At 70.7% G+C, this 16,381-nt stretch carries 12 protein-coding genes and 1 pseudogene; 10 read left to right on the plus strand and 3 right to left on the minus strand.

Going from position 1 to position 16,381, the window contains the following annotated elements:
• Positions 1 to 369: 369 nt before the first annotated feature.
• The 8 genes from metH (at position 370) to E1286_RS38560 (ending at position 11,468) form a co-directional block, all read left to right on the plus strand.
• A complete protein-coding gene (metH, locus tag E1286_RS38525; RefSeq protein ID WP_132620804.1) occupies positions 370 to 3,834 on the plus strand; it encodes a methionine synthase in 3,465 nt (1,154 codons plus the stop codon).
• A 180-nt stretch (positions 3,835 to 4,014) separates the two neighbouring features.
• Positions 4,015 to 4,659, plus strand: a complete 645-nt coding sequence (locus E1286_RS38530) for an HAD family hydrolase (RefSeq protein WP_132620806.1) — start codon at positions 4,015 to 4,017, stop codon at positions 4,657 to 4,659.
• A gap of 120 nt (positions 4,660 to 4,779) precedes the next feature.
• The gene (locus E1286_RS38535) at positions 4,780 to 5,277 is read left to right on the plus strand and encodes a cellulose synthase (RefSeq protein WP_132620808.1); all 498 of its coding nucleotides are present in this window, start codon (positions 4,780 to 4,782) and stop codon (positions 5,275 to 5,277) included.
• 243 nt (positions 5,278 to 5,520) lie between these two features.
• Positions 5,521 to 6,513, plus strand: a complete 993-nt coding sequence (locus tag E1286_RS38540) for an ABC transporter permease (RefSeq protein WP_132620810.1) — start codon at positions 5,521 to 5,523, stop codon at positions 6,511 to 6,513.
• A gap of 52 nt (positions 6,514 to 6,565) precedes the next feature.
• Positions 6,566 to 8,326 carry an ABC transporter substrate-binding protein gene (locus tag E1286_RS38545; protein ID WP_165970102.1) on the plus strand — a complete coding sequence of 587 codons (1,761 nt, stop codon included), beginning with the start codon at positions 6,566 to 6,568 and terminating at the stop codon, positions 8,324 to 8,326.
• 84 nt (positions 8,327 to 8,410) lie between these two features.
• The gene (locus E1286_RS38550) at positions 8,411 to 9,424 is read left to right on the plus strand and encodes an ABC transporter permease (RefSeq protein ID WP_132620812.1); all 1,014 of its coding nucleotides are present in this window, start codon (positions 8,411 to 8,413) and stop codon (positions 9,422 to 9,424) included.
• The gene (locus E1286_RS49595) at positions 9,421 to 10,446 is read left to right on the plus strand and encodes an ABC transporter ATP-binding protein (RefSeq protein ID WP_132620814.1); all 1,026 of its coding nucleotides are present in this window, start codon (positions 9,421 to 9,423) and stop codon (positions 10,444 to 10,446) included. The genes E1286_RS38550 and E1286_RS49595 overlap by 4 nt, the downstream gene beginning before the upstream one ends.
• 32 nt (positions 10,447 to 10,478) lie before the next feature.
• Entirely contained in the window at positions 10,479 to 11,468 is a 990-nt protein-coding gene (locus E1286_RS38560; protein WP_165970103.1) for an ABC transporter ATP-binding protein, read from the plus strand.
• Between the two features lie 47 nt (positions 11,469 to 11,515).
• Here the strand turns inward: E1286_RS38560 and E1286_RS38565 are convergent, their stop codons facing one another.
• The 3 genes from E1286_RS38565 to E1286_RS38575 form a co-directional block, all read right to left on the minus strand.
• The gene (locus E1286_RS38565; RefSeq protein WP_132620818.1) at positions 11,516 to 12,199 is read right to left on the minus strand and encodes a response regulator; all 684 of its coding nucleotides are present in this window, start codon (positions 12,197 to 12,199) and stop codon (positions 11,516 to 11,518) included.
• Positions 12,196 to 13,383: a sensor histidine kinase gene (locus E1286_RS51540; RefSeq protein ID WP_132620820.1), complete on the minus strand. Its 1,188-nt coding sequence runs from the start codon at positions 13,381 to 13,383 to the stop codon at positions 12,196 to 12,198. The genes E1286_RS38565 and E1286_RS51540 overlap by 4 nt, the downstream gene beginning before the upstream one ends.
• 80 nt (positions 13,384 to 13,463) lie before the next feature.
• The gene (locus E1286_RS38575; protein WP_132620822.1) at positions 13,464 to 14,324 is read right to left on the minus strand and encodes a RecB family exonuclease; all 861 of its coding nucleotides are present in this window, start codon (positions 14,322 to 14,324) and stop codon (positions 13,464 to 13,466) included.
• Between the two features lie 157 nt (positions 14,325 to 14,481).
• On the opposite strand from E1286_RS38575, the gene E1286_RS38580 reads away from it, so the two are divergent.
• Together E1286_RS38580 and E1286_RS38585 are read left to right on the plus strand one after the other, a co-directional pair.
• Positions 14,482 to 15,576, plus strand: coding sequence for a site-2 protease family protein (locus E1286_RS38580; protein ID WP_165970104.1), 1,095 nt, complete (start codon positions 14,482 to 14,484; stop codon positions 15,574 to 15,576).
• Between the two features lie 337 nt (positions 15,577 to 15,913).
• Positions 15,914 to 16,381: pseudogene (locus E1286_RS38585) on the plus strand (FHA domain-containing protein); the annotation flags it as partial.

Below are 16,381 nucleotides of genomic sequence, written 5' to 3' on the forward strand. Positions count from 1 at the left end.
CCCGTTCCCCGGCGTCCCCACCGCCGCGGCCTTCACCCCCGTCACCGGCGTGCCCGCCGGCTCCGCGCGATCTTTCCGCAGCTCCACGGGGCCTTCCACCGCGGTGCCGCGCCGCCGCTCCTCCCGCTCCGCGCCGCCGCCCGACGCCGTCCCGCCCCGGGGCCCCGCCACGGCGGACGGGCGGGCGTTTCGCGTCGGGCGAACCCAGGCATGCCTGCGACGAAACGGGGCAGCTGCTCCACCCGCGCACGCGCGAGGCACGCCGTCCCGTCCGTACGCCGTGGTCGTTCCGGGTGTAGGGGGCCGGTAAGGTCCAGGGGGAAGCGCCGGCGCGCAGCCGCTCGAGACGCACCCGATAAGCTTCACCTCATGAGCATCTCCCCGTCCTTCCGAGAAGTGTTGTCCCAGCGCGTCGTGGTAGCCGACGGCGCGATGGGCACGATGCTCCAGGCGCAGGAGCCGACCCTCGACGACTTCCACGGCCACGAGGGCTGCAACGAGGTGCTCAACGTCACCCGGCCCGACATCGTGCGCGGCGTCCACGACGCCTACTTCGCCGTCGGCGTCGACTGCGTGGAGACCAACACCTTCGGCGCCAACCTGGCCGCCCTCGGCGAATACGACATCTCCGAGCGCGTCTTCGAGTTCTCCGAGGCGGGCGCCCGCATCGCCCGCGAGTCCGCCGACCACTGGTCCACGCCCGACCAGCCGCGCTTCGTGCTCGGCTCCATGGGCCCCGGCACCAAGCTGCCCACGCTCGGCCACCTGCCGTACGCCGGCCTGCGCGACGCCTACCGCGACAACGCCGCGGGCCTCATCGCGGGCGGCGCCGACGCGATCATCATCGAGACCTGCCAGGACCTGCTCCAGGTCAAGGCCGCCGTCGTCGGTGCCAGGCGCGCCATCGAGGCCTCCGGCAAGGACGTGCCGATCATTGCTCAGGTGACGATCGAGACCAACGGCGCGATGCTGCTCGGTTCGGAGATCGGCGCCGCGCTGACCGCGATCGAGCCGCTCGGCGTCGACGTCATCGGCCTCAACTGCGCCACCGGCCCGGCCGAGATGAGCGAGCACCTGCGCTACCTCGCCCGTCACTCGCGGCTGAAGCTGTCCTGCATGCCCAACGCCGGCCTGCCCGTGCTGACCTCCGACGGCGCCCACTACCCGCTGGGCGCGGAGGAGCTGGCCGACGCCCACGACGCCTTCACCCACGACTACGGCCTGTCGCTGGTCGGCGGCTGCTGCGGCACCACGCCCGAGCACCTGCGCCAGGTGGTCGAGCGGGTGCGCGGCAAGCAGACCGAGGCGCGCCGCCCCCACCCGGAGCCGGGCGCGTCCTCGCTCTACCAGACCGTCCCGTTCCGGCAGGACACCTCCTACCTCGCCATCGGCGAGCGCTGCAACACCAACGGCTCCAAGGCCTTCCGCGAGGCGATGCTGGAGGGCCGCTGGGACGACTGCGTGGAGACGGCCCGCGAGCAGGCCCGCGACGGCGCCCACATGCTCGACCTGTGCGTCGACTACGTCGGCCGCGACGGCGTGGCCGACATGAAGGAGCTGGCCTTCCGCTTCGCCACCGCCTCCACGCTGCCGATCATGCTCGACTCGACCGAACCCGCGGTGCTGCAGGCCGGTCTCGAGATGCTGGGCGGACGCGCCGCGGTCAACTCCGTCAACTACGAGGACGGCGACGGCCCCGACTCCCGCTTCCAGAAGATCATGCGGCTCGTGCGCGAGCACGGCGCGGCCGTCGTCGCGCTGACCATCGACGAGGAGGGCCAGGCCCGCACCGCCGAGTGGAAGGTGCGGGTGGCCACCCGCCTGATCGAGGACCTGACGAACAACTGGGGCATGCAGGTCGACGACATCATCGTCGACTGCCTGACCTTCCCGATCGCGACGGGCCAGGAGGAGACCCGGCGCGACGGCCTGGAGACCATCGAGGCCATCCGCGAGCTCAAGCGCCGCTACCCGGGTGTGCAGACCACGCTGGGGCTGTCCAACATCAGCTTCGGCCTCAACCCGGCCGCCCGCATGGTGCTCAACTCGGTGTTCCTCAACGAGTGCGTCAACGCCGGGCTCGACTCCGCCATCGTGCACGCCTCCAAGATCGTGCCGATGGCCCGCATCCCCGACGAGCAGCGCCAGGTCGCGCTCGACATGGTCTACGACCGCCGCCGCGAGGGCTACGACCCGCTGCAGCGCTTCATGGAGCTGTTCGAGGGCGTCGACGCCGCCGCCGTGCGCGCCGGCAAGGCCGAGGAGCTGGCCGCGCTGCCGCTGAACGAGCGGCTCAAGCGGCGCGTCATCGACGGCGAGCGCAAGGGCCTGGAGGCCGACCTCGACACCGCGCTCGAGCAGCGTCCCGCCCTCGAGATCATCAACGAGGTGCTGCTCGACGGCATGAAGACGGTCGGCGAGCTGTTCGGCTCCGGAGAGATGCAGCTGCCGTTCGTGCTGCAGTCGGCCGAGGTGATGAAGGCCGCCGTCGCCTACCTCGAGCCCCACATGGACCGCGTCGAGGGCGAGACCAAGGGCCGCATCGTGCTGGCCACCGTCAAGGGCGACGTGCACGACATCGGCAAGAACCTCGTCGACATCATCCTGTCCAACAACGGCTACCAGGTGGTCAACCTCGGCATCAAGCAGCCGGTCTCGGCCATCCTGGAGGCCGCCGACGAGCAGCAGGCCGACGTCATCGGCATGTCCGGCCTGCTGGTGAAGTCGACGGTCGTCATGAAGGAGAACCTGGAGGAGATGAACTCCAGGGGCCTGGGCGAGAAATACCCCGTGCTGCTCGGCGGCGCCGCCCTGACCCGCGCCTACGTCGAGCAGGACCTCGCGGAGGTGTTCGACGGCGAGGTGCGCTACGCGCGCGACGCGTTCGAGGGGCTGCGGCTGATGGACGCGTTCATGGCGGTCAAGCGCGGCGTGCCGGGCGCGGCGCTGCCGCCGCTGCGCGAGCGCCGCGTCAAGACCGGCGCCGTGCTGCAGCGCACGCCCGTCGAGGAGCTGCCGGCCCGCTCCGACGTGGCCACCGGCAACCCGGTGCCGACGGCGCCGTTCATCGGCGACCGCATCGTCAAGGGCGTCTCGCTGGCCGAATACTCCGCCTTCCTCGACGAGCGGGCGCTGTTCCTCGGCCAGTGGGGGCTCAAGCCCACCAGGGGCGGCGACGGCCCCGGCTACGACGAGCTGGTCGAGACCGAGGGCCGGCCGCGGCTGCGCATGTGGCTCGACCGCATCCAGACCGAGGGCCTGCTGGAGGCGGCCGTCGTCTACGGCTACTTCCCGTGCGTCTCCGACGGCGACTCGCTCATCATCCTCGACGACGACGGGGGCGAGCGCACCCGCTTCACGTTCCCGCGCCAGCGCCGCGACCGCCACCTGTGCCTGGCCGACTTCTTCCGCTCGAAGGACTCCGGCGAGGTCGACGTGGTCGGCTTCCAGATCGTCACCATGGGCTCGAGGATCGCCGAGGCCACCGCCGAGCTGTTCGCGAAGGACGCCTACCGCGACTACCTCGAGCTGCACGGACTGTCGGTGCAGCTCACCGAGGCGCTGGCCGAATACTGGCACGCGCGGGTGCGCGCGGAGCTCGGCATCGGCGGCGAGGAGTCGCTCGACGACATGCTCAAGGTCAACGTCCGGGGCTGCCGCTACTCCTTCGGCTACCCGGCCTGCCCCAACCTGGAGGACCAGAAGCAGCTGTTCGAGCTGCTGGCGCCCGAGCGCATCGGGGTGACGCTGTCGGAGGAGTTCCAGCTCCACCCCGAGCAGGCCACCTCGGCCCTGGTCGCCCACCACCCCGAGGCGAAATACTTCAACGTCTGACGGCCTCGCGTCCGGCCCGGGTGGCGGCCTCCCGCCGCGCCTCCCGGGCCGCGACGCCGCGTACGCGCAGGTCGGCACGGCGTTCTCGGCCGCCGTTCACGTACGGGCGGGGTCGTCCTCGCCCGGCGTTCAGAACGGGCGGCCACACTGGCGGGCGGACACAACCGATCGGGAGCACGGGTGGAAGCGGTCTTCTTCGACATGGACGGCCTGCTGGTCGACAGCGAGCGGGTCTGGCTGGAGATCGAGACCGAGGTGATGGACCGGCTGGGCGCGCGGTGGACGCCCGAGCACCAGGCCCACCTGGTCGGCGGGTCCATGGAACGCACGGTCGAGTACATGCTGGACGTGTCCAGCGCCGACGTGGCGCCCGAGGACGTCCGCGACTGGATGGTGGCCGGGATGGTGGCGCGCCTGTCGCAGGGCGTGGTCGTCATGCCGGGCGCCGCCGAGCTGCTCGACGCGCTGCGGGCCGAGGGGGTGCCCGTGGGGCTGGTGACCTCGTCGCTGAAGGAGATCGCCGACGCCGTGCTGAAGGGCTTCGGCCGCGACCGGTTCGACCTCGTGGTGACGGCCGACGACGTCCTGCGGACGAAGCCGGATCCGGAGCCGTACCTGACGGCCGCGCGGCGGCTGGGCGTGGAGCCGGTGCACTGCGTCGTCCTGGAGGACTCCCCGAACGGCGTGGCGGCGGCGACGGCCGCCGGCTGCGCCGTCGTGGCGGTGCCCAACCTGCTGCCCGTCGAGCCCGCTCCGGGCCGCCTGGTGGTGTCCTCGCTGGAGGACGTGGGGGTGGCCGATCTGCGGGCGCTGCTGAGGTCCTGAGCCCGCGCGAAGGCGGCCCCTGTCCGGGTTTCCCCTAAGGGACAAGTAATTCTCGGGGAGGAGGCGCGCGCGGATTCGCGTGCCAGGATGGAGGCAGGAGCCACGACGAGGGGACGGCACATGGACACGTTCAACCAGATCGCCTGGCTGCCGCTGTGCGGAGGGTTGACCATCGCGGGGCTGGTGCTGGCGTTCCTGGCCTTCCGGCGCAGGGGAGCGGCCCCGGGGCTGCGCACGACGGCGTGGGCGCTGCTGCCGCTGGCGGCCTACCTGACCGGCGCGCTGCCGGCGCTGTGGACGATCGGCTCCACCCTCGTGGGGTTCGTGACCAACCTGGTGTTCAACCCCGCCGTGTGGGCGGGCGTGGCGGTGGCGGGCCTGTCAGCCGTGCTGTTCGTGGTCTCCGGCGTGATGCGGGGGCGCAAGCTCAAGAAGAAGGAAGCCGCCGCCGAGCCGGCGGTGCAGCAGGGCGCGAGCCGTCCGGCCGTGGGCGCCACACCGCCGCAGAACACGGGGACCAAGCCGAAGCCGGCCCAGAAGGCCGAGCGGAAACCGGCCGCCGCAGACGACGACTTTTCGGACATCGAGGAGCTTCTCAAGCGCCGCGGCATCGGCTGAGACTTGGGCGCTCCGGGCGGGTTTGTCACGGTTTCGAGATGTAATCGGTACGTACTCCGGACATCGTCCCGGGGACCGATACGAATCCGTTTCGCCTGAATCACAGATTAGCCACATAGCGCCCTGGGGGACTAGTCAGCGCAGCTCAACGCATAGATTCTGCCTCCTGAGGTCCGCGACCACGCGGTCTGAAGTTCACTACGCGTTTAGACAGCGTCGTCTGGTTCCAGGGGGCAATTCGGCATGACCGCACCGCTAGACGTGTCCGGTTCCGCGGCAGAAGCGCATCCGGAGTCGGTGCTCGCGGGAGCGGGCAAGGCCATCCAGGGCCGGTCTCTCACCCGGATCGCGTGGATGCGCCTCAGGCGCGACAAGGTCGCGCTGGCGGGCGGCGGTGTCGTCGTCCTGCTGATCCTCGTGGCGATCTTCTCCTCGCCGATCATCGCTGCCTTCGGCCATCCGCCGCTGGAGTTCCACCAGGATCAGATCGACCCGGCCACGCTGCTGCCCAAGGGCACATTCGGCGGCATGGGCGGCGAGTACCTGCTCGGTGTCGAGCCGGTCAACGGCCGTGACATCTTCAGCCGGATCGTCGCCGGGGCGTGGATCTCGCTGCTGATCGGCTTCCTCGCCACGGTGGTCTCCGTGATCATCGGCACCGTCCTGGGCGTCATCGCCGGCTACTTCGGCGGCTGGGTCGACCAGGTCATCGGCCGCATCATGGACGTCTTCCTCGCCTTCCCGCTGCTGGTCTTCGCGATCGCGCTGGCGGGCGTGATCCCCGACCAGGGGTTCGGCCTGGAGGGCAACGGCCTGCGGATCGCGATGCTGATCTTCATCATCGGGTTCTTCAGCTGGCCCAGCATCGGCCGCATCGTGCGCGGCCAGACGTTGTCGCTGCGTGAGCGGGAGTTCGTGGACGCCGCCAAGAGCCTCGGCGCCCGTAACGGCTACATCATCTTCCGTGAGGTGCTGCCGAACCTGGTGGCGCCGATCCTGGTGTACGCGACCCTGCTCATCCCGACCAACATCCTGTTCGAGGCCTCGCTCTCGTTCCTGGGCGTTGGCATCAACCCGCCCACCCCCACCTGGGGTGGCATGCTGTCCGAGGCGGTTCGCTTCTACACGCTGCCCCACTTCGTGATCTTCCCGGGTCTGGCGATCTTCATCACCGTCCTGGCGTTCAACCTGTTCGGCGATGGCTTGAGGGACGCCTTCGACCCCCGAGCGCACTGATCCACCGCAAGGCGCTTCATCCCCCGCATCTCACTCATCAAGGGGTTAGTCAATGAGAAGGAAACACGCACTGGCAGGAGCCGCGACAGCGGTGCTCGCCCTGGTGCTCTCCGCCTGTGGCGGCGGTGGCGGCACGGCCCAGCCGGCCGCCTCCGCGTCGGGTGGCGGCGCGCAAGCCGCGTTCAACGCCGCCGTGACCGGGGTGTTCAACCCGTCCACGAAGAAGGGCGGGACCCTCAAGGCGGCCCACTCCGCCGACTGGGACAGCCTCGACCCGGGTGACACCTACTACGGCTACTCGTTCAACTTCGGCCGCTTCTACTGGCGGACGCTGACGATGTACAAGCCGGGCCCCGGTCCCGAGGGCAACACGGTCGTCCCCGACCTGGCCGAGTCGCTCGGTGAGCCGAGCGAGGACGGCAAGACGTGGACGTACAAGCTGAAGAGCGGCCTGAAGTTCGAGGACGGCACGCCGATCACCGCCAAGGACGTGGCGTACGCGGTGGCCCGCAGCTTCGACAAGGAGACCTTCCCGCACGGCCCCTCCTACCTCAACGAGCTGCTCGAGTGGCCGGAGGACTTCAAGGGCGTCTACAAGACGCCTGACGTCGACTTCTCCTCGGCCGTCGAGGCGACCGACGACTCGACGCTGGTCTTCCACCTGAAGAAGCCGTTCGCGTCGATGGACTACGTCGTCCAGATGCCGATGACGGCCCCGGTGCCGAAGGACAAGGACACGGGCGCCAAGTACCGCGAGAAGGTCATCTCGTCCGGCCCGTACAAGTTCGAGACGAACGAGATCGGCAAGCGGTTCACGCTGGTCCGCAACGACCAGTGGGACCCGACGACCGACCCGAACCGTCCCGCGCTGCCCGACCGCATCGAGGTGCAGCTCAACGTCAACGCCGACGACCTGGACAACCAGCTCATCGCCGGTGACATCCAGCTCGACATCCCCGGCACCGGCATGCAGCCCGCCGCGCTCGGCAAGGTGCTGCCCGACCCGGCGCTGAAGGCTCGTACGGACAACCCGACGATCCCCAGGCTCTGGTACGTCTCGGTCATCCCGGACACGCCGCCGCTGGACAACGTCAACTGCCGCAAGGCCATCATGTGGGCCGCCGACCGCGTCGCCAACCAGACCGCCTACGGAGGCGAGGTCGCCGGCGGCGAGATCGCGACCAACGTGATGCCGCCCGGCATCGTCGGCCAGGAGAAGTTCGACCAGTACCCCTCGGCGGACAACAAGGGTGACGTGGCCAAGGCCAAGGAGGCGCTGACCGCCTGCGGGCAGCCGAACGGCTTCTCCACCACGATGGCCTTCCGGGCCGACCGCCCGCGCGAGAAGGCGCTGGCCGAGGCCATGGAGCAGGCCCTCGCCCGGGTCGGCATCAAGCTGACGCTCAAGGGCTTCCCGGCCTCCAGCTACTTCTCCGACTACGCCGGCAACGTCGACTACGTCAAGAAGAACGGCATCGGCCTGGCCGGCCACGGCTGGGGCTCCGACTGGCCTGACGGCTACGGATTCATGCAGGCCATCGTCGACAGCCGCACGATCCGCGACGCCGGCAACTACAACCTCAGCGTCAAGAACCCCGAGGTCGACAAGCTGATCGACCAGGCCTCGGCCGAGCTTGACGAGACGGCCCGCGCGAAGCTGTGGGTCGAGGTCGACAAGAAGGTCATGGAGGACGCCTCCATCCTTCCCGTGGTGTGGGCCAAGTCGCTGCTCATGCGCGGCCAGGGCGTGACGAACGTCGCCTACAACGAGGGCCAGAGCATGTACGACTACGCCATGCTCGGCGTCGAGTGACCACAAGGCGAGGTTCGGGGATCTAGCGAAGGCAGGTGAAGGCAGGAGTGGCCCGCCCGCGGGCGGGCCACTCGGCCGGTAGCGGTGCTCACATATATCATCAGGCGTCTGATCGGCGCGTTCGCCATGCTCGTCGTCATCAGCATGGTCACCTTCGGCATCTTCTACGTCGTGCCGCAGTGGGCGGGGGCGACCCCCGAGGCCATGGCGTCGCGTTACGTCGGCCGGGCGGCCACACCGGAGACGGTCCACCTGGTGGCCGAGCGGCTGGGCTTCTACGACCCGGTGGTCGTGCAGTACGGCAACTTCGTCAAGGGCCTCTTCGCCGGCGCCCAGTACGACTACGGGGCGGGTGTCGAGCATTGCCCCGCACCGTGCTTCGGATATTCCTTCATCACCGGGCAGCCGGTCTGGCCGGACCTGCTCGATCGCCTGCCGGTGACCTTCTCCCTGGCCATCGGTGCCGCGCTCATCTGGGTCGTCGCGGGCGTCGCCGTGGGCGTGCTCTCCGCGCTGCGCCGGGGCAGCTTCTTCGACCGGCTGACGATGGGCACCGCGCTCGCGGGCGTGTCGCTGCCCATCTTCTTCACCGGCATGATCTCCCTGGTCGTCTTCAGCTACGGCCTGGGCTGGACCCCGCCGGGCGGCGCGTGGACCGACTTCTCGGAGAATCCCGCCGAGTGGGCCTACAACCTGCTGCTGCCGTGGATCACGCTGGCGTTCCTGTTCGCCGCCACCTACGCCCGGCTCACCCGGGCCGGGATGCTGGAGACGATGGGGGAGGACTACATCCGCACCGCCAGGGCCAAGGGCCTGCGTGAGAGACAGGTGGTCGTCAAGCACGGCCTGCGCGCCACGCTGACGCCCATCCTGACCCTCTTCGGCATCGACTTCGGCCTGCTCATCGGCGGCGCCATCCTCACCGAGACCACCTATACTCTGCCCGGGCTCGGTCAGTACGCCATCCTGGCCATCAGGACCCAGGACATGCCGCAGGTGATGGGCGTCGTACTGGTCGCCGCGATGTTCGTGGTGATCGCGAGCCTGGTCGTCGACCTGCTCTACGCCGTGGTCGACCCGAGGGTGAGGTTGTCGTGAGCTTCCTGGACGTCAAAGACCTGAAGATCCACTTCCCGACCGACGACGGCCTCGTCAAGTCGGTCGACGGGCTGTCGTTCGGCGTCGAGCGCGGCAAGACCCTCGGCATCGTGGGCGAGTCCGGCTCCGGCAAGAGCGTGACCAGCCTCGGCATCCTGGGGCTGCACAAGGGGGGCCGCGCCCGGCTGTCCGGCGAGATCTGGCTCGACGGCGAGGAGCTCATCGGGGCCAGCACCGAGCACGTCCGCTCCCTGCGCGGCAAGAAGATGGCGATGATCTTCCAGGATCCGCTGTCGTCGATGCACCCCTACTACACGGTCGGCCAGCAGATCATCGAGGCCTACCGCATCCACAACGACGTCTCCAAGCAGGTGGCCCGCAAGCACGCCGTCGACATGCTGGGCCGCGTCGGCATCCCCGAGCCGGCCAGGCGCGTCGACAGCTACCCGCACGAGTTCTCCGGCGGCATGCGCCAGCGCGCCATGATCGCGATGGCGCTCTCGTGCGACCCCGAGCTGCTCATCGCCGACGAGCCGACCACCGCGCTCGACGTGACCGTCCAGGCGCAGATCCTCGACCTCATGCGCGACCTGCAGCGCGAGTTCAACTCCGCGCTGATCATCATCACGCACGACCTGGGCGTGGTCGCCGAGCTGTCCGACGACATCCTCGTCATGTACGGCGGCAAGTGCGTCGAGTACGGCAGCGCGGAAGACGTCTTCTACCGCCCCGAGCACCCCTACACCTGGGGCCTGCTGGGCTCCATGCCGCGCCTCGACCGCGAGCCCACCGAGCGGCTGCTGCCGATCAAGGGCTCGCCGCCGTCGCTGATCAACGTGCCGCCCGGATGTGCCTTCCACCCCCGCTGCCCGTACGCCGAGCGCACAGGAGACAAGGCCACGACCGAGGTCCCGGCCCTCGCCGAGACCGAGGGCGGCCATCTGGTGCGCTGCCACATGAGCAGGGAAGAGCGGCGCGGCCTGTGGGAGAACGAGATCAAGCCAGTGCTGGAGACCCAGTGAGCGAAAACGAGCCGCTTCTGTCCGTGCAGAACATGGAGAAGCACTTCCCCGTCACCAAGGGCCTGTTCAAGAGACAGGTCGGCGCCGTCAAGGCGGTCGACGGGATCAGCTTCGACGTGTTCAAGGGCGAGACGCTCGGCCTGGTGGGCGAGTCCGGCTGCGGCAAGTCCACCACGGGACGGCTGGTGACCCGGCTCCTGGAGCCCACCGCCGGCAAGATCGTCTTCGAGGGCCAGGACATCTCGCACATGGGCCAGGGCCGGCTCCGGCCGCTCCGGCGCGACATGCAGATGATCTTCCAGGACCCGTACTCGTCGCTCAACCCCCGGCACACGGTCGGCGCCATCGTCGGCGCGCCCTACCGCATCCAGGGCGTGAAGACCGAGAACGGCGTCAAGAAGGCCGTCCAGGACATCCTGGAGCTCGTCGGCCTCAACCCCGAGCACTACAACCGCTACCCGCACGAGTTCTCCGGCGGCCAGCGCCAGCGCATCGGCATCGCCCGCACGCTCGCGCTCAAGCCCAAGCTGATCATCGCCGACGAGCCGGTCTCCGCGCTCGACGTGTCGATCCAGGCCCAGGTCGTCAACCTGCTCGAAGACCTGCAGAAAGAGCTGGACCTGACCTACGTGGTGATCGCGCACGACCTGTCGGTGGTGCGCCACATCAGTGACCGGGTCGCCGTCATGTACCTCGGCAAGATCGTCGAGGTCGCCGACCGCAAGAGCCTGTACAGCGTGCCGATGCACCCGTACACCAACGCTCTGATGTCGGCCGTGCCGGTGCCCGACCCGAAGGTGCGCAAGGACCGCGACCGGATCAGGCTCAAGGGCGACGTGCCGAGCCCGCTCAACCCGCCGCCCGCGTGCCGCTTCCACACCCGCTGCTGGAAGGCGCAGGACATCTGCAAGAAGGTCGAGCCGCCGCTCGCCCAGATGGCCGAAGGCCACCAGGTGGCCTGCCACTTCCCGGAGAACGCCCCCGAGCTGCCCGCCGCGGAGACCGCCGCCAAGACCGGCTGAAGCCCCCGTGACCGCCGCCCGCCCCCGAACCGGGACGGGCGGCGCCGTCATGGAAGGGCGCCGGGAGTGATCAGCCCGGTCTCGTAGGCCAGCACCACGGCCTGCACGCGGTCGCGCAGCCCCAGCTTGGTCAGCACGTTGCCGACGTGCGTCTTCACCGTCGTCTCGCTCACCACGAGCTTGGCCGCGATCTCGGCGTTGGACATGCCCTTGGCGATGAGCCGCAGCACCTCCAGCTCCCGCTCGGTCAGCCGGTCGAGGCGCGCCGGCGTCGCCTGCTCGTACGCCGACGGCAGCTTCGCGGAGAACCGGTCGAGCAGCCGCCGTGTCACGCTCGGCGCCACGATCGCGTCGCCGGCCGCCACCACCCGGATCGCCTGCACCAGCTCGTCGGGCGGCACGTCCTTCAACAGGAACCCGGAGGCGCCCGCGCGCAGCGCCTCCACGATGTACTCGTCGAGGTCGAACGTGGTCAGCACGAGCACCTTCGGCACGTGCGCCGCCGGCGCCGCCTCCCGCACGATCCGGCGGGTCGCCTCGATGCCGTCGACCCCGGGCATCCGGATGTCCATCAGCACGACGTCGGGCAGCAGCGCCCGCGTCTGCTCCTGCGCGCCCTTGCCGTCGCCGGCCTGGCCCACCACCGTGATGTCGGGCTCGGCCTCGAGGATCAGGCGGAATCCCGTGCGCAGCAGCGGCTGGTCGTCCACCAGCAGCACTCTGATCGTCATTGGCCGTCCTTCAACGGGAACCTCGCCCGCACCTCGAAACCGCCCCCTGCCAGCGGACCGATGTTCAGGATTCCACCATAGAGGGCGACGCGTTCGCGAATGCCCACCAGACCGTGGCCCGGTGGCGACGACGGCTGCGCCGCCACGCCGGCGCCGTCGTCCGCCACGGCGACGTCCAGCTCACGCGGGCCGTACCGGAGGGTCACCACGGCCTTCGCCCCCGCGCCGGCGTGCCGCAGGCTGTTGGTCAGGCCCTCCTGGACCAGCCGGTAGGCGGCCAGGTCGACCCCCGCGGGCAGCGGCCGCGGCTCGCCCTCCGTCACCAGCCGGGCGGGCAGGCCCGCCTCCCGCATCTGCTCCACCAGCGCGGACAGGTCACGCACGCCCGGCTGCGGCCCCAGCTCGGCCCGTGTCCCGGCGGCGGCGTCGGTACGCAGCACGCCCACGATGCTGCGCATCTCCGTCATCGCCAGCCGGCCGGTGTGCTCGATCGCCGTCAGCGCCTCGCGCGCCAGCTCGGGATCGGCGGCCAGTACCCGCCGCGCCGCCGCCGCCTGCACCGTCATCACGCTCACGTGGTGGGCCACCACGTCGTGCAGCTCGCGGGCGATCCGGGAGCGCTCCTCGGCCCGCGCCGCCCGGGTGTCGGCCGCGTGCGCCCGCTCCAGCCTGGCCGCCCGGTCCTTCAGCTCCTCCATGTACGCCCGCCGCAGCCGCAGGCTCCTGCCGGCCCCCCACACCGCCGCCAGCAGCACGGCCACCACCAGGTGCTCGTTCCACCCCGTCCGCATCCCGCCCGCCCCGGCCGTCAGCGCGTACGCCACGGCGGCGAGCAGCAGCGCGCCCAGCGCCACCGCCAGCCCCCGGTGGGAGGCCACCGAGTAGAGCAGCACCAGCCCGGCCAGCCCGACCGCGCCCATGCCGTAGCCGAACGCCGCCAGCAGCGTCTCCGGCACCAGCCCCGCGCACAACGCCGCCAGCGGCCAGCGCCTGCGCACCGCCACCGGGACGCACGCCAGCACCACCAGCAGCGCCCCGAACGCGTCGGGCGGCCGCATGCCGTCGACCCGGAGCCCCTCGGCCCGCAGCTGCGCGGGGCCGTACAGGGAGAACATCGCCACCGAGGCCGCGGCCACGGCCCCCGCGAGCACCACGTCGTGGAGCCTGCTCCGGTCGATCCGCACCGCTTCACTGTAGGACCGGCTGCGAGCCCGCAGCCTCCTCCCCTGGGAGGATAAGCGCCCCCTACCCCCGCGGGCCGGGGTCAGAGCTCGTCGGTGGCCGCGCGCCGGCTGCTGCGCACCGTGTCGCCCGGCTGCCGGTCGGGCACCGGCGGGGGAGTGCCGCCGAACTCCGGGCACAGCGCCTGGTGATCGCACCAGTCGCACAACCGGCTGCGGCGCGCCCGCCACTCGCCCGACTCCAGCGCGCGCTCGATCGCCGCCCACAGCGCCATCACCTTGCGCTCGGTGGCCAGCAGGTCGGCCTCGTCGGGCGCGTAACGCAGCACCTCGCCCTGGCCGCCGAGGTAGACCAGCTGCAGCAGCCGGGGCACCTGCCCGCGCAGCCGCCACAGCACCAGCGCGTAGAACTTCATCTGGAACAGCGCCTTGGCCTCGAACTCCGGCCCCGGAGCGCTGCCCGTCTTGTAGTCGACCACCCGGACCTCGCCGGTCGGCGCCACGTCGAGCCGGTCGACGTAGCCGCGCAGCAGCAGCCCGCCGTCGAGCACCGCCTCGACGTAGAGCTCCCGCTCGGCCGGCTCCAGCCGCGTCGGGTCCTCCAGCCTGAAGTAGCGCTCCAGCATGCCGCGCGCCTGCGCCAGCCACTGCTCCCGCTCGGCGTCGTCGGCGAACATCTGCGCGTAGAGCGGCTCCTCCGCGAGCAGCCGCAGCCACTGCGGCTCCAGCAGCTCCAGCGCCGCCCCCACCGAGCGCCGCGGGGCGGGAAGGTCGTAGAGGCGCTCCAGGACCGCGTGGACCACCGTGCCACGCACCGCCGCCGGCGACGGCTTCTCGGGCAGCTGGTCGATCACCCGGAAGCGGTAGAGCAGGGGACAGGTCATGAAGTCGCCCGCCCGGGACGGGGAGAGAGCTCCGATGATCACCGGTTCGGTCGACGTCATGCACCGCACTCTAGGTCAAGACCCCGACAGAATAACCTTCGCGCGAGGAGGATCACCTGATCCGCCGCGTAGCATCAAGGCAGCATCGGCATGTAGTGGACGTTCGAGGAGTGCGGTGAGCGAGCAGAGCCCGCGGCAGGAGTTCTCCGGTCTGAGGATGGGGAAGCCGTTCGGCATTCCGGTGTACGTCTCATGGACGTGGTTCCTCGTCGCGGGGTTCATCACCTTCCTGTTCGGCCCGCAGATGGAGGCCAGGCTCCCGCAGCTCGGCACCGCCGCCGCCTACGGCGTCGCGTTCGTGTTCGCCGTGCTGCTGTACGTCTCGGTGCTGCTGCACGAGCTCGCGCACAGCGTCCTGGCCAAGGCGTACGGCCTGCCGGTCCGCAGGATCACCCTCTACCTCCTGGGCGGCGTCTCCGAGATCGAGAAGGAGCCGCCCACGCCCGGCAAGGAGTTCATGGTCGCCGCGGTCGGGCCGCTGCTGTCGCTCGCCCTCGCCGCGCTCGGCTTCGGCGCCGACCTGTGGCTGGTCGACGGCGGCGGCATCCTGGAGGCGCTCGTCTGGCAGCTGTGGGTCGCCAACCTCATCGTCGGCGTGTTCAACCTGCTGCCCGGCCTCCCGCTCGACGGCGGCCGGATGTTGCGCGCCGGCGTGTGGAAGCTGAGCGGCAGCCCCGGCTCCGGCACCGTCGTGGCGGCCTGGGGCGGCCGGGCGCTGGCCGCGCTGCTGGTGATCTTCCCGCTGGCGAGCGTGCTGTGGGGCGGGGGAGAGGGCGACGTCTCCAACGTGCTGTGGCCGCTGGTGCTGGGCGCGTTCATCTGGATGGGCGCCGGCCAGTCGCTGCGCGCGGCCCGCATCCGGGAGCGCATCCCCCGGGTGGACGCGCGCGCCCTGGCCCGCAGGGCCATCCCGGTGGCCGGAGAGACGCCGCTGTCGGAGGCGCTGCGCCAGGCCGCCGAGACCCGGGCGGGCGCGATCGTCGTGGTCGACCACGACGGCCGGCCCGTCGCCATCGTCAACGAGGTGGCCGTGCAGGCCACTCCCGAGCACCGCCGCCCGTGGATCACCGTCGCCTCCCTGGCGAAGTCGCTGGAGCCCAACATGGTGCTCGCGGCCGACCTCAGGGGCGAGCCGCTCATCGACGCCATGCGCGAGGCGCCGGGCAGCGAATACCTGCTCGTCGAGCACGGCGGCGAGATCTACGGCGTGCTCGCCACAGCCGATGTGAACCGGGTTTTCACTGGCGCCTGATTTGTCCCACTCGTTTAAGGAGCGGGCCCTCGCTAGGGTCGTGTCCAGCAGTTTCGGTACGCCGAAGCGGCGGGCCGCGGCGATTTCTGGGATGCGACGACTGGCCGATAGTGTTCTGTTTAGCCAAACTTGCACAGTTAAGGGGTTCGTTGCGGGCCACCGGTTCATCGAATCGAGACGAGGGGATCGCGACACGGCCCCGCCGTCTGGGTATGCGTATGGCTGGTGGGCACGGCAGCGCGGGTGCCGCGACACCGCCGGCTTCCGGGGAGGAGAGTTGAGTGACCGAGCGCAGCGAGGGCACCGATGAGCGCAGCACGGTCGTGAGGGAGGACGCATGACCGACCACGGCTTCGGAGTGGTGCGTCCGCTTCCTGGAAACGGGCTGGTCGCCTACCTGGGCGGGCTGCTGCTGGTGTGCGACTCCGCGGAGGCCGCCGCCGACGACCTGCTCACCGCGCTGCGCGAGACCGCCGAGTCCGGCGGCGACGGCAGGGCGCTGGCCCGCCGCGCCGCCCAAGTGCTCGCGGCCAACATGACCGGCGACCCGGCCACGTGCGCCGTCGCGGGGCCCGTGGGCGGCGGCGTCGCCGTCCTGGTCAGCGGCTCGGCAGCGGCCACCATCGCCACGCCCGGAGGCGAGACGCGGCTGGCCGGCAGCGACTCGCTCACCTGGGCCGACCGGCTCGTCAGCGGCCCCGTCGACCGGGTCGAGCTGAGCCTGCCCGGCGCCGGCAGCGCCCACCCCGCCGTCCGGTTCGACGGCGGCGTCGTCCACGGCGGCGGCCTCGTCGGCGACCTCACC

It is taken from the genome of Nonomuraea terrae (assembly GCF_004348995.1).
Taxonomy (GTDB): Bacteria; Actinomycetota; Actinomycetes; order Streptosporangiales; family Streptosporangiaceae; genus Nonomuraea; species Nonomuraea terrae.